The 20,352-nt window shown below is 58.0% G+C and carries 1 protein-coding gene and 1 pseudogene; both read right to left on the reverse strand.

Annotated features, from left to right (window positions below):
• A pseudogene (locus FE795_RS17335) lies at nt 1-10,769 on the reverse strand (Ig-like domain-containing protein).
• Nucleotides 10,756-20,181, reverse strand: coding sequence for a retention module-containing protein (locus FE795_RS16720; RefSeq protein ID WP_219235351.1), 9,426 nt, complete (start codon nt 20,179-20,181; stop codon nt 10,756-10,758). The pseudogene FE795_RS17335 and the gene FE795_RS16720 overlap by 14 nt, the downstream one beginning before the upstream one ends.
• Nucleotides 20,182-20,352: the final 171 nt, after the last annotated feature.

Below are 20,352 nucleotides of genomic sequence, written 5' to 3' on the forward strand. Positions count from 1 at the left end.
TCAGGCCGGAACCTTCTGGCAGATTATCCGGACGACCACCCACTTCATCCCATGGCAAGACGGAACCATCGGTGTTAATCGTGTCACCGAAGATGATGTCATTACCATCACCGCCCAGAATGGTGTCATTACCTACTGGTGCTGGATCGTTCGTTACCGAACCACCCTTCAGGGCAGCATCCAGGTCTTCCTTGGTATTGACGATGTCGACCTTGTTAACCTCTGTCCAATCCTGAGGATTGCCGGAGGACAACAGCGTTACGTCATCAATGTAGACCTTGTAGTTACTGCTGCTGGAACGATCGTCCACCAGGAACTCGAAGCGGTATTGGCCTTCGCCCACGGGCTTGGTCGTGATGGTGCCGGAGCTACCTGGACGACCGCCTTCCTGCACAACTTCCCAGTTACCTGTCTTCTCGTTGTACTTCTGCAACTGCCACTTAAACACATCTTGGCTGTTACGACCGTCTTCCGAGTAATAAAAGCTCAGTTTGCCGTAGTGTCCAGCAGCCACAGTCATGCCTGGGCCACGAATCGTCGTAGAGGTATCGTTCCCCTTGCTGTAAGTATCGGTAATTTCCAGACGCTTGTCGGCTTCCCAGCGCTGATTCCATGGCCAGCCTACATATTTACCCAAATCTTTGACTTGGACTGTGCCTTGACCATTAACCTTAGCCCAACCGTCGTGACGGCCATTCTCAAAGTCAGTAACGGCCCGGGTACCACCTAACACATCAATGACCTCGGTACCGGTATTGTCATACTTACGCAGAATATCCACGCTGACATCATTACCAATACCGACAGCGTAAACCTTGCTGCCTGAAGAACTCACCAGGCTGTCATACGCACTCTTACCACGCGCATCAGCAGTGGCGTCGTAACTATTGCCAGCACCCTGTGCATTACCATACTGAGTAGGATTCCCGTCAGTCAGGAAGTAGGTGACGTTTTCATACGCGTTGCCGTTCTTGTCCACAGCAGGCGCATCGCTCGTCTTGAACCATGCTTCGGCCGCTTTAAAGGCGGCTTCATAGTTGGTACCACCCTGCTTCGCACTCCAGTCCGCGTTGTAACCGTTCAAGGTGTCGATCGAATTGATCAGGCTCAACAAATCAGCATGAGTCAGATCCTTAAATATCATAGGCTGATCCGCGTAGGTACCAAAGCCGATGATGCTCAGGTTCACCGTACCACCTTCGTGGTTGGCCAGGCTGGTAGCCAACGTCGTCAGCGCAGCCTTGAGCAACTGCATACGGTTCAGACCATCCGTACCAGAGGCTTCCTTCATGCTGTTGGAACGGTCAACCAGAATGGCAATGTTGTAGCTCTGCCCATGAACGATATTTTCCTGGACACCGCCGCGGTCACCAATAATGACATCATCACCCACGCCACCGTTCGGGTTGCCACCGCCGTTACCGTCAACAATCAGTTGATCCAAATCCAGGGTGTAAGCACCTGAATCTTCTGCGGACGCGCTGTTGCCAGCGGAGTCTGTGATCGTTACTTTGGCATCAACCTTATCGTTATTCAGCAGATCCTTCACAGGCACAGGAATCTTGAAGGTCAAGTCGCTACCAACGGTGCCGGGGTACTCCTTACCGCCAATCGTCAGAATAACGGTGTCGCCAGGTTGAACATCCTTGCCAACCGTACCGGTCATATTGATCGTACCTGTACCATCACCTGCCTCATCGTGATCAATCACATTGTTGCCTGCGATCGGGTCCAAAGTGATCTCAGCCTCGGGCGGCGTGGTCTGGACATCAAACTCTACGACATCATCCGCTTCGTACGCATTACCGTACTGATCCTTACCCGTCACCTCGGCCGTGATATCGCCCGGCTGCAGATCTTTCACCGCATCGGCAGGCACCGTCACACTCCAGGTGTTACCTGGCTGCACGGTCGCGGGGTACTCTTTACCACCAATCGTCACGACAACCGCATCGCCTGCTTTCGCGGCACCGCCCACGCTACCGGTGATCGTCTGCTCAACCTTGGACTCGTCCTGATTCAGAACACCGTCAACAAACGGCTGATCAATCTCGATCGTGGCCACGGGCGTCTCGGTCTGAACATCATAGTCACGGCTCGTATCGGCGTCGTACGCATTACCGTACTGATCCTTACCCGTCACCTCGGCCGTGATATCGCCCGGCTGCAGATCTTTCACCGCATCGGCAGGCACCGTCACACTCCAGGTGTTACCTGGCTGCACGGTCGCGGGGTACTCTTTACCGCCAATCGTCACGACAACAGCATCGCCTGCTTTCGCGGCACCGCCCACGCTACCGGTGATCGTCTGCTCAACCTTGGACTCGTCCTGATTCAGAACACCGTCAACAAACGGCTGATCAATCTCGATCGTGGCCACGGGCGTCTCGGTCTGAACATCATAGTCACGGCTCGTATCGGCGTCGTACGCATTACCGTACTGATCCTTACCCGTCACCTCGGCCGTGATATCGCCCGGCTGCAGATCTTTCACCGCATCGGCAGGCACCGTCACACTCCAGGTGTTACCTGGCTGCACGGTCGCGGGGTACTCTTTACCGCCAATCGTCACGACAACCGCATCGCCTGCTTTCGCGGCACCGCCCACGCTACCGGTGATCGTCTGCTCAACCTTGGACTCGTCCTGATTCAGAACACCGTCAACAAACGGCTGATCAATCTCGATCGTGGCCACGGGCGTCTCGGTCTGAACATCATAGTCACGGCTCGTATCGGCGTCGTACGCATTACCGTACTGATCCTTACCCGTCACCTCGGCCGTGATATCGCCCGGCTGCAGATCTTTCACCGCATCGGCAGGCACCGTCACACTCCAGGTGTTACCTGGCTGCACGGTCGCGGGGTACTCTTTACCGCCAATCGTCACGACAACAGCATCGCCTACTTGTGCGGCACCGCCCACGCTACCGGTGATCGTCTGCTCAACCTTGGACTCGTCCTGATTCAGAACACCGTCAACAAACGGCTGATCAATCTCGATCGTGGCCACGGGCGTCTCGGTCTGAACATCATAGTCACGGCTCGTATCGGCGTCGTACGCATTACCGTACTGATCCTTACCCGTCACCTCGGCCGTGATATCGCCCGGCTGCAGATCTTTCACCGCATCGGCAGGCACCGTCACACTCCAGGTGTTACCTGGCTGCACGGTCGCGGGGTACTCTTTACCACCAATCGTCACGACAACAGCATCGCCTACTTGTGCGGCACCGCCCACGCTACCGGTGATCGTCTGCTCAACCTTGGACTCGTCCTGATTCAGAACACCGTCAACAAACGGCTGATCAATCTCGATCGTGGCCACTGGCGTCTCGGTCTGAACATCATAGTCACGGCTCGTATCGGCGTCGTACGCATTACCGTACTGATCCTTACCCGTCACCTCGGCCGTGATATCGCCCGGCTGCAGATCTTTCACCGCATCGGCAGGCACCGTCACACTCCAGGTGTTACCTGGCTGCACGGTCGCGGGGTATTCTTTACCGCCAATCGTCACGACAACCGCATCGCCTGCTTTCGCGGCACCGCCCACGCTACCGGTGATCGTCTGCTCAACCTTGGACTCGTCCTGATTCAGAACACCGTCAACAAACGGCTGATCAATCTCGATCGTGGCCACGGGCGTCTCGGTCTGAACATCATAGTCACGGCTCGTATCGGCGTCGTACGCATTACCGTACTGATCCTTACCCGTCACCTCCGCCGTGATATCGCCCGGCTGCAGATCTTTCACCGCATCGGCAGGCACCGTCACACTCCAGGTGTTACCTGGCTGCACGGTCGCGGGGTATTCTTTACCGCCAATCGTCACGACAACAGCATCGCCTGCTTTCGCGGCACCGCCCACGCTACCGGTGATCGTCTGCTCAACCTTGGACTCGTCCTGATTCAGAACACCGTCAACAAACGGCTGATCAATCTCGATCGTGGCCACGGGCGTCTCGGTCTGAACATCATAGTCACGGCTCGTATCGGCGTCGTACGCATTACCGTACTGATCCTTACCCGTCACCTCGGCCGTGATATCGCCCGGCTGCAGATCTTTCACCGCATCGGCAGGCACCGTCACACTCCAGGTGTTACCTGGCTGCACGGTCGCGGGGTACTCTTTACCGCCAATCGTCACGACAACCGCATCGCCTGCTTTCGCGGCACCGCCCACGCTACCGGTGATCGTCTGCTCAACCTTGGACTCGTCCTGATTCAGAACACCGTCAACAAACGGCTGATCAATCTCGATCGTGGCCACGGGCGTCTCGGTCTGAACATCATAGTCACGGCTCGTATCGGCGTCATACGCATTACCGTACTGATCCTTACCCGTCACCTCGGCCGTGATATCGCCCGGCTGCAGATCTTTCACCGCATCGGCAGGCACCGTCACACTCCAGGTGTTACCTGGCTGCACGGTCGCGGGGTACTCTTTACCACCAATCGTCACGACAACCGCATCGCCTGCTTTCGCGGCACCGCCCACGCTACCGGTGATCGTCTGCTCAACCTTGGACTCGTCCTGATTCAGAACACCGTCAACAAACGGCTGATCAATCTCGATCGTGGCCACGGGCGTCTCGGTCTGAACATCATAGTCACGGCTCGTATCGGCGTCGTACGCATTACCGTACTGATCCTTACCCGTCACCTCGGCCGTGATATCGCCCGGCTGCAGATCTTTCACCGCATCGGCAGGCACCGTCACACTCCAGGTGTTACCTGGCTGCACGGTCGCGGGGTACTCTTTACCGCCAATCGTCACGACAACAGCATCGCCTGCTTTCGCGGCACCGCCCACGCTACCGGTGATCGTCTGCTCAACCTTGGACTCGTCCTGATTCAGAACACCGTCAACAAACGGCTGATCAATCTCGATCGTGGCCACGGGCGTCTCGGTCTGAACATCATAGTCACGGCTCGTATCGGCGTCATACGCATTACCGTACTGATCCTTACCCGTCACCTCGGCCGTGATATCGCCCGGCTGCAGATCTTTCACCGCATCGGCAGGCACCGTCACACTCCAGGTGTTACCTGGCTGCACGGTCGCGGGTACTCTTTACCGCCAATCGTCACGACAACAGCATCGCCTGCTTTCGCGGCACCGCCCACGCTACCGGTGATCGTCTGCTCAACCTTGGACTCGTCCTGATTCAGAACACCGTCAACAAACGGCTGATCAATCTCGATCGTGGCCACGGGCGTCTCGGTCTGAACATCATAGTCACGGCTCGTATCGGCGTCGTACGCATTACCGTACTGATCCTTACCCGTCACCTCGGCCGTGATATCGCCCGGCTGCAGATCTTTCACCGCATCGGCAGGCACCGTCACACTCCAGGTGTTACCTGGCTGCACGGTCGCGGGGTACTCTTTACCGCCAATCGTCACGACAACAGCATCGCCTGCTTTCGCGGCACCGCCCACGCTACCGGTGATCGTCTGCTCAACCTTGGACTCGTCCTGATTCAGAACACCGTCAACAAACGGCTGATCAATCTCGATCGTGGCCACGGGCGTCTCGGTCTGAACATCATAGTCACGGCTCGTATCGGCGTCGTACGCATTACCGTACTGATCCTTACCCGTCACCTCGGCCGTGATATCGCCCGGCTGCAGATCTTTCACCGCATCGGCAGGCACCGTCACACTCCAGGTGTTACCTGGCTGCACGGTCGCGGGGTACTCTTTACCGCCAATCGTCACGACAACAGCATCGCCTGCCTTCGCGGCACCGCCCACGCTACCGGTGATCGTCTGCTCAACCTTGGACTCGTCCTGATTCAGAACACCGTCAACAAACGGCTGATCAATCTCGATCGTGGCCACGGGCGTCTCGGTCTGAACATCATAGTCACGGCTCGTATCGGCGTCGTACGCATTACCGTACTGATCCTTACCCGTCACCTCGGCCGTGATATCGCCCGGCTGCAGATCTTTCACCGCATCGGCAGGCACCGTCACACTCCAGGTGTTACCTGGCTGCACGGTCGCGGGGTACTCTTTACCGCCAATCGTCACGACAACAGCATCGCCTGCCTTCGCGGCACCGCCCACGCTACCGGTGATCGTCTGCTCAACCTTGGACTCGTCCTGATTCAGAACACCGTCAACAAACGGCTGATCAATCTCGATCGTGGCCACGGGCGTCTCGGTCTGAACATCATAGTCACGGCTCGTATCGGCGTCGTACGCATTACCGTACTGATCCTTACCCGTCACCTCGGCCGTGATATCGCCCGGCTGCAGATCTTTCACCGCATCGGCAGGCACCGTCACACTCCAGGTGTTACCTGGCTGCACGGTCGCGGGGTACTCTTTACCGCCAATCGTCACGACAACAGCATCGCCTACTTGTGCGGCACCGCCCACGCTACCGGTGATCGTCTGCTCAACCTTGGACTCGTCCTGATTCAGAACACCGTCAACAAACGGCTGATCAATCTCGATCGTGGCCACGGGCGTCTCGGTCTGAACATCATAGTCACGGCTCGTATCGGCGTCATACGCATTACCGTACTGATCCTTACCCGTCACCTCGGCCGTGATATCGCCCGGCTGCAGATCTTTCACCGCATCGGCAGGCACCGTCACACTCCAGGTGTTACCTGGCTGCACGGTCGCGGGGTACTCTTTACCGCCAATCGTCACGACAACAGCATCGCCTGCTTTCGCGGCACCGCCCACGCTACCGGTGATCGTCTGCTCAACCTTGGACTCGTCCTGATTCAGAACACCGTCAACAAACGGCTGATCAATCTCGATCGTGGCCACGGGCGTCTCGGTCTGAACATCATAGTCACGGCTCGTATCGGCGTCGTACGCATTACCGTACTGATCCTTACCCGTCACCTCGGCCGTGATATCGCCCGGCTGCAGATCTTTCACCGCATCGGCAGGCACCGTCACACTCCAGGTGTTACCTGGCTGCACGGTCGCGGGGTATTCTTTACCGCCAATCGTCACGACAACAGCATCGCCTGCTTTCGCGGCACCGCCCACGCTACCGGTGATCGTCTGCTCAACCTTGGACTCGTCCTGATTCAGAACACCGTCAACAAACGGCTGATCAATCTCGATCGTGGCCACGGGCGTCTCGGTCTGAACATCATAGTCACGGCTCGTATCGGCGTCGTACGCATTACCGTACTGATCCTTACCCGTCACCTCGGCCGTGATATCGCCCGGCTGCAGATCTTTCACCGCATCGGCAGGCACCGTCACACTCCAGGTGTTACCTGGCTGCACGGTCGCGGGGTACTCTTTACCGCCAATCGTCACGACAACAGCATCGCCTGCTTTCGCGGCACCGCCCACGCTACCGGTGATCGTCTGCTCAACCTTGGACTCGTCCTGATTCAGAACACCGTCAACAAACGGCTGATCAATCTCGATCGTGGCCACGGGCGTCTCGGTCTGAACATCATAGTCACGGCTCGTATCGGCGTCGTACGCATTACCGTACTGATCCTTACCCGTCACCTCGGCCGTGATATCGCCCGGCTGCAGATCTTTCACCGCATCGGCAGGCACCGTCACACTCCAGGTGTTACCTGGCTGCACGGTCGCGGGGTACTCTTTACCGCCAATCGTCACGACAACAGCATCGCCTGCTTTCGCGGCACCGCCCACGCTACCGGTGATCGTCTGCTCAACCTTGGACTCGTCCTGATTCAGAACACCGTCAACAAACGGCTGATCAATCTCGATCGTGGCCACGGGCGTCTCGGTCTGAACATCATAGTCACGGCTCGTATCGGCGTCGTACGCATTACCGTACTGATCCTTACCCGTCACCTCGGCCGTGATATCGCCCGGCTGCAGATCTTTCACCGCATCGGCAGGCACCGTCACACTCCAGGTGTTACCTGGCTGCACGGTCGCGGGGTACTCTTTACCGCCAATCGTCACGACAACCGCATCGCCTGCTTTCGCGGCACCGCCCACGCTACCGGTGATCGTCTGCTCAACCTTGGACTCGTCCTGATTCAGAACACCGTCAACAAACGGCTGATCAATCTCGATCGTGGCCACGGGCGTCTCGGTCTGAACATCATAGTCACGGCTCGTATCGGCGTCGTACGCATTACCGTACTGATCCTTACCCGTCACCTCGGCCGTGATATCGCCCGGCTGCAGATCTTTCACCGCATCGGCAGGCACCGTCACACTCCAGGTGTTACCTGGCTGCACGGTCGCGGGGTACTCTTTACCGCCAATCGTCACGACAACCGCATCGCCTGCTTTCGCGGCACCGCCCACGCTACCGGTGATCGTCTGCTCAACCTTGGACTCGTCCTGATTCAGAACACCGTCAACAAACGGCTGATCAATCTCGATCGTAGCCACGGGCGTCTCGGTCTGAACATCATAGTCACGGCTCGTATCGGCGTCGTACGCATTACCGTACTGATCCTTACCCGTCACCTCGGCCGTGATATCGCCCGGCTGCAGATCTTTCACCGCATCGGCAGGCACCGTCACACTCCAGGTGTTACCTGGCTGCACGGTCGCGGGGTACTCTTTACCGCCAATCGTCACGACAACAGCATCGCCTGCTTTCGCGGCACCGCCCACGCTACCGGTGATCGTCTGCTCAACCTTGGACTCGTCCTGATTCAGAACACCGTCAACAAACGGCTGATCAATCTCGATCGTGGCCACGGGCGTCTCGGTCTGAACATCATAGTCACGGCTCGTATCGGCGTCGTACGCATTACCGTACTGATCCTTACCCGTCACCTCGGCCGTGATATCGCCCGGCTGCAGATCTTTCACCGCATCGGCAGGCACCGTCACACTCCAGGTGTTACCTGGCTGCACGGTCGCGGGGTACTCTTTACCGCCAATCGTCACGACAACCGCATCGCCTGCTTTCGCGGCACCGCCCACGCTACCGGTGATCGTCTGCTCAACCTTGGACTCGTCCTGATTCAGAACACCGTCAACAAACGGCTGATCAATCTCGATCGTGGCCACGGGCGTCTCGGTCTGAACATCATAGTCACGGCTCGTATCGGCGTCGTACGCATTACCGTACTGATCCTTACCCGTCACCTCGGCCGTGATATCGCCCGGCTGCAGATCTTTCACCGCATCGGCAGGCACCGTCACACTCCAGGTGTTACCTGGCTGCACGGTCGCGGGGTACTCTTTACCGCCAATCGTCACGACAACCGCATCGCCTACTTGTGCGGCACCGCCCACGCTACCGGTGATCGTCTGCTCAACCTTGGACTCGTCCTGATTCAGAACACCGTCAACAAACGGCTGATCAATCTCGATCGTGGCCACGGGCGTCTCGGTCTGAACATCATAGTCACGGCTCGTATCGGCGTCGTACGCATTACCGTACTGATCCTTACCCGTCACCTCGGCCGTGATATCGCCCGGCTGCAGATCTTTCACCGCATCGGCAGGCACCGTCACACTCCAGGTGTTACCTGGCTGCACGGTCGCGGGGTACTCTTTACCACCAATCGTCACGACAACAGCATCGCCTACTTGTGCGGCACCGCCCACGCTACCGGTGATCGTCTGCTCAACCTTGGACTCGTCCTGATTCAGAACACCGTCAACAAACGGCTGATCAATCTCGATCGTGGCCACTGGCGTCTCGGTCTGAACATCATAGTCACGGCTCGTATCGGCGTCGTACGCATTACCGTACTGATCCTTACCCGTCACCTCGGCCGTGATATCGCCCGGCTGCAGATCTTTCACCGCATCGGCAGGCACCGTCACACTCCAGGTGTTACCTGGCTGCACGGTCGCGGGGTATTCTTTACCGCCAATCGTCACGACAACCGCATCGCCTGCTTTCGCGGCACCGCCCACGCTACCGGTGATCGTCTGCTCAACCTTGGACTCGTCCTGATTCAGAACACCGTCAACAAACGGCTGATCAATCTCGATCGTGGCCACGGGCGTCTCGGTCTGAACATCATAGTCACGGCTCGTATCGGCGTCGTACGCATTACCGTACTGATCCTTACCCGTCACCTCCGCCGTGATATCGCCCGGCTGCAGATCTTTCACCGCATCGGCAGGCACCGTCACACTCCAGGTGTTACCTGGCTGCACGGTCGCGGGGTATCTTTACCACCAATCGTCACGACAACAGCATCGCCTGCTTTCGCGGCACCGCCCACGCTACCGGTGATCGTCTGCTCAACCTTGGACTCGTCCTGATTCAGAACACCGTCAACAAACGGCTGATCAATCTCGATCGTAGCCACGGGCGTCTCGGTCTGAACATCATAGTCACGGCTCGTATCGGCGTCGTACGCATTACCGTACTGATCCTTACCCGTCACCTCGGCCGTGATATCGCCCGGCTGCAGATCTTTCACCGCATCGGCAGGCACCGTCACACTCCAGGTGTTACCTGGCTGCACGGTCGCGGGGTACTCTTTACCGCCAATCGTCACGACAACCGCATCGCCTGCTTTCGCGGCACCGCCCACGCTACCGGTGATCGTCTGCTCAACCTTGGACTCGTCCTGATTCAGAACACCGTCAACAAACGGCTGATCAATCTCGATCGTGGCCACGGGCGTCTCGGTCTGAACATCATAGTCACGGCTCGTATCGGCGTCATACGCATTACCGTACTGATCCTTACCCGTCACCTCGGCCGTGATATCGCCCGGCTGCAGATCTTTCACCGCATCGGCAGGCACCGTCACACTCCAGGTGTTACCTGGCTGCACGGTCGCGGGGTACTCTTTACCCCAATCGTCACGACAACGCATCGCCTGCTTTCGCGGCACCGCCCACGCTACCGGTGATCGTCTGCTCAACCTTGGACTCGTCCTGATTCAGAACACCGTCAACAAACGGCTGATCAATCTCGATCGTGGCCACGGGCGTCTCGGTCTGAACATCATAGTCACGGCTCGTATCGGCGTCGTACGCATTACCGTACTGATCCTTACCCGTCACCTCGGCCGTGATATCGCCCGGCTGCAGATCTTTCACCGCATCGGCAGGCACCGTCACACTCCAGGTGTTACCTGGCTGCACGGTCGCGGGGTACTCTTTACCGCCAATCGTCACGACAACAGCATCGCCTGCTTTCGCGGCACCGCCCACGCTACCGGTGATCGTCTGCTCAACCTTGGACTCGTCCTGATTCAGAACACCGTCAACAAACGGCTGATCAATCTCGATCGTGGCCACGGGCGTCTCGGTCTGAACATCATAGTCACGGCTCGTATCGGCGTCATACGCATTACCGTACTGATCCTTACCCGTCACCTCGGCCGTGATATCGCCCGGCTGCAGATCTTTCACCGCATCGGCAGGCACCGTCACACTCCAGGTGTTACCTGGCTGCACGGTCGCGGGGTACTCTTTACCGCCAATCGTCACGACAACAGCATCGCCTGCTTTCGCGGCACCGCCCACGCTACCGGTGATCGTCTGCTCAACCTTGGACTCGTCCTGATTCAGAACACCGTCAACAAACGGCTGATCAATCTCGATCGTGGCCACGGGCGTCTCGGTCTGAACATCATAGTCACGGCTCGTATCGGCGTCGTACGCATTACCGTACTGATCCTTACCCGTCACCTCGGCCGTGATATCGCCCGGCTGCAGATCTTTCACCGCATCGGCAGGCACCGTCACACTCCAGGTGTTACCTGGCTGCACGGTCGCGGGGTACTCTTTACCGCCAATCGTCACGACAACAGCATCGCCTGCTTTCGCGGCACCGCCCACGCTACCGGTGATCGTCTGCTCAACCTTGGACTCGTCCTGATTCAGAACACCGTCAACAAACGGCTGATCAATCTCGATCGTGGCCACGGGCGTCTCGGTCTGAACATCATAGTCACGGCTCGTATCGGCGTCGTACGCATTACCGTACTGATCCTTACCCGTCACCTCGGCCGTGATATCGCCCGGCTGCAGATCTTTCACCGCATCGGCAGGCACCGTCACACTCCAGGTGTTACCTGGCTGCACGGTCGCGGGGTACTCTTTACCGCCAATCGTCACGACAACAGCATCGCCTGCCTTCGCGGCACCGCCCACGCTACCGGTGATCGTCTGCTCAACCTTGGACTCGTCCTGATTCAGAACACCGTCAACAAACGGCTGATCAATCTCGATCGTGGCCACGGGCGTCTCGGTCTGAACATCATAGTCACGGCTCGTATCGGCGTCGTACGCATTACCGTACTGATCCTTACCCGTCACCTCGGCCGTGATATCGCCCGGCTGCAGATCTTTCACCGCATCGGCAGGCACCGTCACACTCCAGGTGTTACCTGGCTGCACGGTCGCGGGGTACTCTTTACCGCCAATCGTCACGACAACAGCATCGCCTGCCTTCGCGGCACCGCCCACGCTACCGGTGATCGTCTGCTCAACCTTGGACTCGTCCTGATTCAGAACACCGTCAACAAACGGCTGATCAATCTCGATCGTGGCCACGGGCGTCTCGGTCTGAACATCATAGTCACGGCTCGTATCGGCGTCGTACGCATTACCGTACTGATCCTTACCCGTCACCTCGGCCGTGATATCGCCCGGCTGCAGATCTTTCACCGCATCGGCAGGCACCGTCACACTCCAGGTGTTACCTGGCTGCACGGTCGCGGGGTACTCTTTACCGCCAATCGTCACGACAACAGCATCGCCTACTTGTGCGGCACCGCCCACGCTACCGGTGATCGTCTGCTCAACCTTGGACTCGTCCTGATTCAGAACACCGTCAACAAACGGCTGATCAATCTCGATCGTGGCCACGGGCGTCTCGGTCTGAACATCATAGTCACGGCTCGTATCGGCGTCATACGCATTACCGTACTGATCCTTACCCGTCACCTCGGCCGTGATATCGCCCGGCTGCAGATCTTTCACCGCATCGGCAGGCACCGTCACACTCCAGGTGTTACCTGGCTGCACGGTCGCGGGGTACTCTTTACCGCCAATCGTCACGACAACAGCATCGCCTGCTTTCGCGGCACCGCCCACGCTACCGGTGATCGTCTGCTCAACCTTGGACTCGTCCTGATTCAGAACACCGTCAACAAACGGCTGATCAATCTCGATCGTGGCCACGGGCGTCTCGGTCTGAACATCATAGTCACGGCTCGTATCGGCGTCGTACGCATTACCGTACTGATCCTTACCCGTCACCTCGGCCGTGATATCGCCCGGCTGCAGATCTTTCACCGCATCGGCAGGCACCGTCACACTCCAGGTGTTACCTGGCTGCACGGTCGCGGGGTATTCTTTACCGCCAATCGTCACGACAACAGCATCGCCTGCTTTCGCGGCACCGCCCACGCTACCGGTGATCGTCTGCTCAACCTTGGACTCGTCCTGATTCAGAACACCGTCAACAAACGGCTGATCAATCTCGATCGTGGCCACGGGCGTCTCGGTCTGAACATCATAGTCACGGCTCGTATCGGCGTCGTACGCATTACCGTACTGATCCTTACCCGTCACCTCGGCCGTGATATCGCCCGGCTGCAGATCTTTCACCGCATCGGCAGGCACCGTCACACTCCAGGTGTTACCTGGCTGCACGGTCGCGGGGTACTCTTTACCGCCAATCGTCACGACAACAGCATCGCCTGCTTTCGCGGCACCGCCCACGCTACCGGTGATCGTCTGCTCAACCTTGGACTCGTCCTGATTCAGAACACCGTCAACAAACGGCTGATCAATCTCGATCGTGGCCACGGGCGTCTCGGTCTGAACATCATAGTCACGGCTCGTATCGGCGTCGTACGCATTACCGTACTGATCCTTACCCGTCACCTCGGCCGTGATATCGCCCGGCTGCAGATCTTTCACCGCATCGGCAGGCACCGTCACACTCCAGGTGTTACCTGGCTGCACGGTCGCGGGGTACTCTTTACCGCCAATCGTCACGACAACAGCATCGCCTGCTTTCGCGGCACCGCCCACGCTACCGGTGATCGTCTGCTCAACCTTGGACTCGTCCTGATTCAGAACACCGTCAACAAACGGCTGATCAATCTCGATCGTGGCCACGGGCGTCTCGGTCTGAACATCATAGTCACGGCTCGTATCGGCGTCGTACGCATTACCGTACTGATCCTTACCCGTCACCTCGGCCGTGATATCGCCCGGCTGCAGATCTTTCACCGCATCGGCAGGCACCGTCACACTCCAGGTGTTACCTGGCTGCACGGTCGCGGGGTACTCTTTACCGCCAATCGTCACGACAACCGCATCGCCTGCTTTCGCGGCACCGCCCACGCTACCGGTGATCGTCTGCTCAACCTTGGACTCGTCCTGATTCAGAACACCGTCAACAAACGGCTGATCAATCTCGATCGTGGCCACGGGCGTCTCGGTCTGAACATCATAGTCACGGCTCGTATCGGCGTCGTACGCATTACCGTACTGATCCTTACCCGTCACCTCGGCCGTGATATCGCCCGGCTGCAGATCTTTCACCGCATCGGCAGGCACCGTCACACTCCAGGTGTTACCTGGCTGCACGGTCGCGGGGTACTCTTTACCGCCAATCGTCACGACAACCGCATCGCCTGCTTTCGCGGCACCGCCCACGCTACCGGTGATCGTCTGCTCAACCTTGGACTCGTCCTGATTCAGAACACCGTCAACAAACGGCTGATCAATCTCGATCGTAGCCACGGGCGTCTCGGTCTGAACATCATAGTCACGGCTCGTATCGGCGTCGTACGCATTACCGTACTGATCCTTACCCGTCACCTCGGCCGTGATATCGCCCGGCTGCAGATCTTTCACCGCATCGGCAGGCACCGTCACACTCCAGGTGTTACCTGGCTGCACGGTCGCGGGGTACTCTTTACCGCCAATCGTCACGACAACAGCATCGCCTGCTTTCGCGGCACCGCCCACGCTACCGGTGATCGTCTGCTCAACCTTGGACTCGTCCTGATTCAGAACACCGTCAACAAACGGCTGATCAATCTCGATCGTGGCCACGGGCGTCTCGGTCTGAACATCATAGTCACGGCTCGTATCGGCGTCGTACGCATTACCGTACTGATCCTTACCCGTCACCTCGGCCGTGATATCGCCCGGCTGCAGATCTTTCACCGCATCGGCAGGCACCGTCACACTCCAGGTGTTACCTGGCTGCACGGTCGCGGGGTACTCTTTACCGCCAATCGTCACGACAACCGCATCGCCTGCTTTCGCGGCACCGCCCACGCTACCGGTGATCGTCTGCTCAACCTTGGACTCGTCCTGATTCAGAACACCGTCAACAAACGGCTGATCAATCTCGATCGTGGCCACGGGCGTCTCGGTCTGAACATCATAGTCACGGCTCGTATCGGCGTCGTACGCATTACCGTACTGATCCTTACCCGTCACCTCGGCCGTGATATCGCCCGGCTGCAGATCTTTCACCGCATCGGCAGGCACCGTCACACTCCAGGTGTTACCTGGCTGCACGGTCGCGGGGTACTCTTTACCGCCAATCGTCACGACAACCGCATCGCCTACTTGTGCGGCACCGCCCACGCTACCGGTGATCGTCTGCTCAACCTTGGACTCGTCCTGATTCAGAACACCGTCAACAAACGGCTGATCAATCTCGATCGTGGCCACGGGCGTCTCGGTCTGAACATCATAGTCACGGCTCGTATCGGCGTCGTACGCATTACCGTACTGATCCTTACCCGTCACCTCGGCCGTGATATCGCCCGGCTGCAGATCTTTCACCGCATCGGCAGGCACCGTCACACTCCAGGTGTTACCTGGCTGCACGGTCGCGGGGTACTCTTTACCACCAATCGTCACGACAACAGCATCGCCTACTTGTGCGGCACCGCCCACGCTACCGGTGATCGTCTGCTCAACCTTGGACTCGTCCTGATTCAGAACACCGTCAACAAACGGCTGATCAATCTCGATCGTGGCCACTGGCGTCTCGGTCTGAACATCATAGTCACGGCTCGTATCGGCGTCGTACGCATTACCGTACTGATCCTTACCCGTCACCTCGGCCGTGATATCGCCCGGCTGCAGATCTTTCACCGCATCGGCAGGCACCGTCACACTCCAGGTGTTACCTGGCTGCACGGTCGCGGGGTATTCTTTACCGCCAATCGTCACGACAACCGCATCGCCTGCTTTCGCGGCACCGCCCACGCTACCGGTGATCGTCTGCTCAACCTTGGACTCGTCCTGATTCAGAACACCGTCAACAAACGGCTGATCAATCTCGATCGTGGCCACGGGCGTCTCGGTCTGAACATCATAGTCACGGCTCGTATCGGCGTCGTACGCATTACCGTACTGATCCTTACCCGTCACCTCCGCCGTGATATCGCCCGGCTGCAGATCTTTCACCGCATCGGCAGGCACCGTCACACTCCAGGTGTTACCTGGCTGCACGGTCGCGGGGTACTCTTTACCACCAATCGTCACGACAACAGCATCGCCTGCTTTCGCGGCACCGCCCACGCTACCGGTGATCGTCTGCTCAACCTTGGACTCGTCCTGATTCAGAACACCGTCAACAAACGGCTGATCAATCTCGATCGTAGCCACGGGCGTCTCGGTCTGAACATCATAGTCACGGCTCGTATCGGCGTCGTACGCATTACCGTACTGATCCTTACCCGTCACCTCGGCCGTGATATCGCCCGGCTGCAGATCTTTCACCGCATCGGCAGGCACCGTCACACTCCAGGTGTTACCTGGCTGCACGGTCGCGGGGTACTCTTTACCGCCAATCGTCACGACAACCGCATCGCCTGCTTTCGCGGCACCGCCCACGCTACCGGTGATCGTCTGCTCAACCTTGGACTCGTCCTGATTCAGAACACCGTCAACAAACGGCTGATCAATCTCGATCGTGGCCACGGGCGTCTCGGTCTGAACATCATAGTCACGGCTCGTATCGGCGTCGTACGCATTACCGTACTGATCCTTACCCGTCACCTCGGCCGTGATATCGCCCGGCTGCAGATCTTTCACCGCATCGGCAGGCACCGTCACACTCCAGGTGTTACCTGGCTGCACGGTCGCGGGGTACTCTTTACCGCCAATCGTCACGACAACAGCATCGCCTGCTTTCGCGGCACCGCCCACGCTACCGGTGATCGTCTGCTCAACCTTGGACTCGTCCTGATTCAGAACACCGTCAACAAACGGCTGATCAATCTCGATCGTGGCCACTGGCGTCTCGGTCTGAACATCATAGTCACGGCTCGTATCGGCGTCGTACGCATTACCGTACTGATCCTTACCCGTCACCTCGGCCGTGATATCGCCCGGCTGCAGATCTTTCACCGCATCGGCAGGCACCGTCACACTCCAGGTGTTACCTGGCTGCACGGTCGCGGGGTACTCTTTACCGCCAATCGTCACGACAACCGCATCGCCTGCTTTCGCGGCACCGCCCACGCTACCGGTGATCGTCTGCTCAACCTTGGACTCGTCCTGATTCAGAACACCGTCAACAAACGGCTGATCAATCTCGATCGTGGCCACGGGCGTCTCGGTCTGAACATCATAGTCACGGCTCGTATCGGCGTCATACGCATTACCGTACTGATCCTTACCCGTCACCTCGGCCGTGATATCGCCCGGCTGCAGATCTTTCACCGCATCGGCAGGCACCGTCACACTCCAGGTGTTACCTGGCTGCACGGTCGCGGGGTACTCTTTACCGCCAATCGTCACGACAACAGCATCGCCTGCTTTCGCGGCACCGCCCACGCTACCGGTGATCGTCTGCTCAACCTTGGACTCGTCCTGATTCAGAACACCGTCAACAAACGGCTGATCAATCTCGATCGTGGCCACGGGCGTCTCGGTCTGAACATCATAGTCACGGCTCGTATCGGCGTCGTACGCATTACCGTACTGATCCTTACCCGTCACCTCGGCCGTGATATCGCCCGGCTGCAGATCTTTCACCGCATCGGCAGGCACCGTCACACTCCAGGTGTTACCTGGCTGCACGGTCGCGGGGTATTCTTTACCGCCAATCGTCACGACAACAGCATCGCCTGCTTTCGCGGCACCGCCCACGCTACCGGTGATCGTCTGCTCAACCTTGGACTCGTCCTGATTCAGAACACCGTCAACAAACGGCTGATCAATCTCGATCGTGGCCACGGGCGTCTCGGTCTGAACATCATAGTCACGGCTCGTATCGGCGTCGTACGCATTACCGTACTGATCCTTACCCGTCACCTCGGCCGTGATATCGCCCGGCTGCAGATCTTTCACCGCATCGGCAGGCACCGTCACACTCCAGGTGTTACCTGGCTGCACGGTCGCGGGGTACTCTTTACCGCCAATCGTCACGACAACAGCATCGCCTGCTTTCGCGGCACCGCCCACGCTACCGGTGATCGTCTGCTCAAGCTTGGACTCGTCCTGATTCAGAACACCGTCAACAAACGGCTGATCAATCTCGATCGTGGCCACTGGCGTCTCGGTCTGAACATCATAGTCACGGCTCGTATCGGCGTCATACGCATTACCGTACTGATCCTTACCCGTCACCTCGGCCGTGATATCGCCCGGCTGCAGATCTTTCACCGCATCGGCAGGCACCGTCACACTCCAGGTGTTACCTGGCTGCACAGTCGCGGGGTACTCTTTACCACCAATCGTCACGACGACCGCATCGCCTACTTGTGCGGCACCGCCCACGCTACCGGTGATCGTCTGCTCAACCTTGGACTCGTCCTGATTCAGAACACCGTCAACAAACGGCTGATCAATCTCGATCGTGGCCACGGGCGTCTCGGTCTGAACATCATAGTCACGCTCAGTACCCACGGTAACAGTGTTCCCTGCGTCGTCCGTGGTGGTGACCTTGGCCTCAACCTTGTCGTTGTTGACCAGCTCGGAGCCTGGAACGTCCACGTTCCAGGTCTTACCGTCCGGATTAACCGTGGTTTCGTATTCTTTGCCGCCAACCGTAACGGTGACTTTGTCACCGGGTTTAACGTCTTTACCAACCGTACCGGTGATCGTGACGTCACCGCCCGATTCATCCTTGTTGATCACATCGTCATCCGTAATCGGATCAATCGTGATCTCGGCTTCAGGAGATGTGACGTCTACGCCGTAAGGCTTCTCGTCAGTCGCAGTTGTCGTGTTCCCTGCGTCGTCCGTGGTGGTGACCTTGGCCTCAACCTTGTCGTTGTTGACCAGCTCGGAGCCAGGAACGTCCACGCTCCAGGTCTTACCGTCCGGATTAACCGTGGTTTCGTATTCTTTGCCGCCAACCGTAACGGTGACTTTGTCACCCGGTTTAACGTCTTTACCAACGGTGCCAGTGATGGTTACGTCGCCGTCAGACTCCTCTTTATTAACCACGCCGTCGCCCGTGATGGGGTCGAGCGTGATTTCAGCCTCGGGAGGCAGAGTGTCAACCGTCGTCGTGTCCTGACCGCCGTTACCAGGGGTCCCAGCTTCGTTGGTGTAGCTGCCATCAGGCACTGTGATGGTAATGTCGCCTTCGTAGTTCGGTGGAGGAACCAGCGTACCCGTCCAGTTTTTTGGATCATTGTTATCGGGCGTCAGGCCTTCAATGCGACCGCCGCCAGTGACCACAATGTCTCCAACATCGAAGCCAAATGGCACTTCAGTGAAGGTGAAGGTAACCGTGCCGTCATCATTGATCTTGACCGTAACAGAGGGAGGAACCAGGGGGCCGGCTTCCTCTTCGCCTGTACCGCTGTAACCGCCCAAGCGCACGTTTTCAACAGTGGGCACGCCAGGACGTGGATATTCCAACGCCAAGGGACGGGTAGTTTCCACAATGCTGACCAGACGGGTAAAGCTGCTGCCACCGCCTTCGCCACCACCGGTCAAGACCGCAGCGGTAGGATCAAGTTGGGAAAATGGGTCATCGCCGGCTTCCAAAGCGGCCAACACAGCCGTAATGGCTGGATCGTCGGGATTGGCCAAGGCGGCTGCAACAGGGTCTACATCCGTTTCTGCAATATCGCCGCTCACCAGGAAGGAGCGGTTGTCAGAAATAGTCATGGGCGGGCTGCCCGGAATTTCTAGTTCAACGGTCGCGCCGGTCTCGGTAATGATTTCAGCATTGACAGGGACGCGCATCCCTTCTTTAACAGCTACTTTGGAGCCATCGCTGGTACGAATCCATGCCGTACCTTCAACTCGTGTCACTAAAACTGTATCCAGTGCCATGACTGTCTGATTCCTAAAAAAAGACTGCCGCAACGCAGCAGTCAGAAATGGACTTTCTTTGTTTAGAGAATAGCGAGTTGGGTCGCTACTCGGTATTGGCGTCGCCGCCAGTTCGCTGTTTTATTTATAGTTATTGACTGAACTTAACAATGCGAACAAGACGGCAAGCAG

Origin of the sequence: Alcaligenes ammonioxydans (assembly GCF_019343455.1) — a bacterium.
GTDB lineage: Bacteria > Pseudomonadota > Gammaproteobacteria > Burkholderiales > Burkholderiaceae_B > Alcaligenes > Alcaligenes ammonioxydans.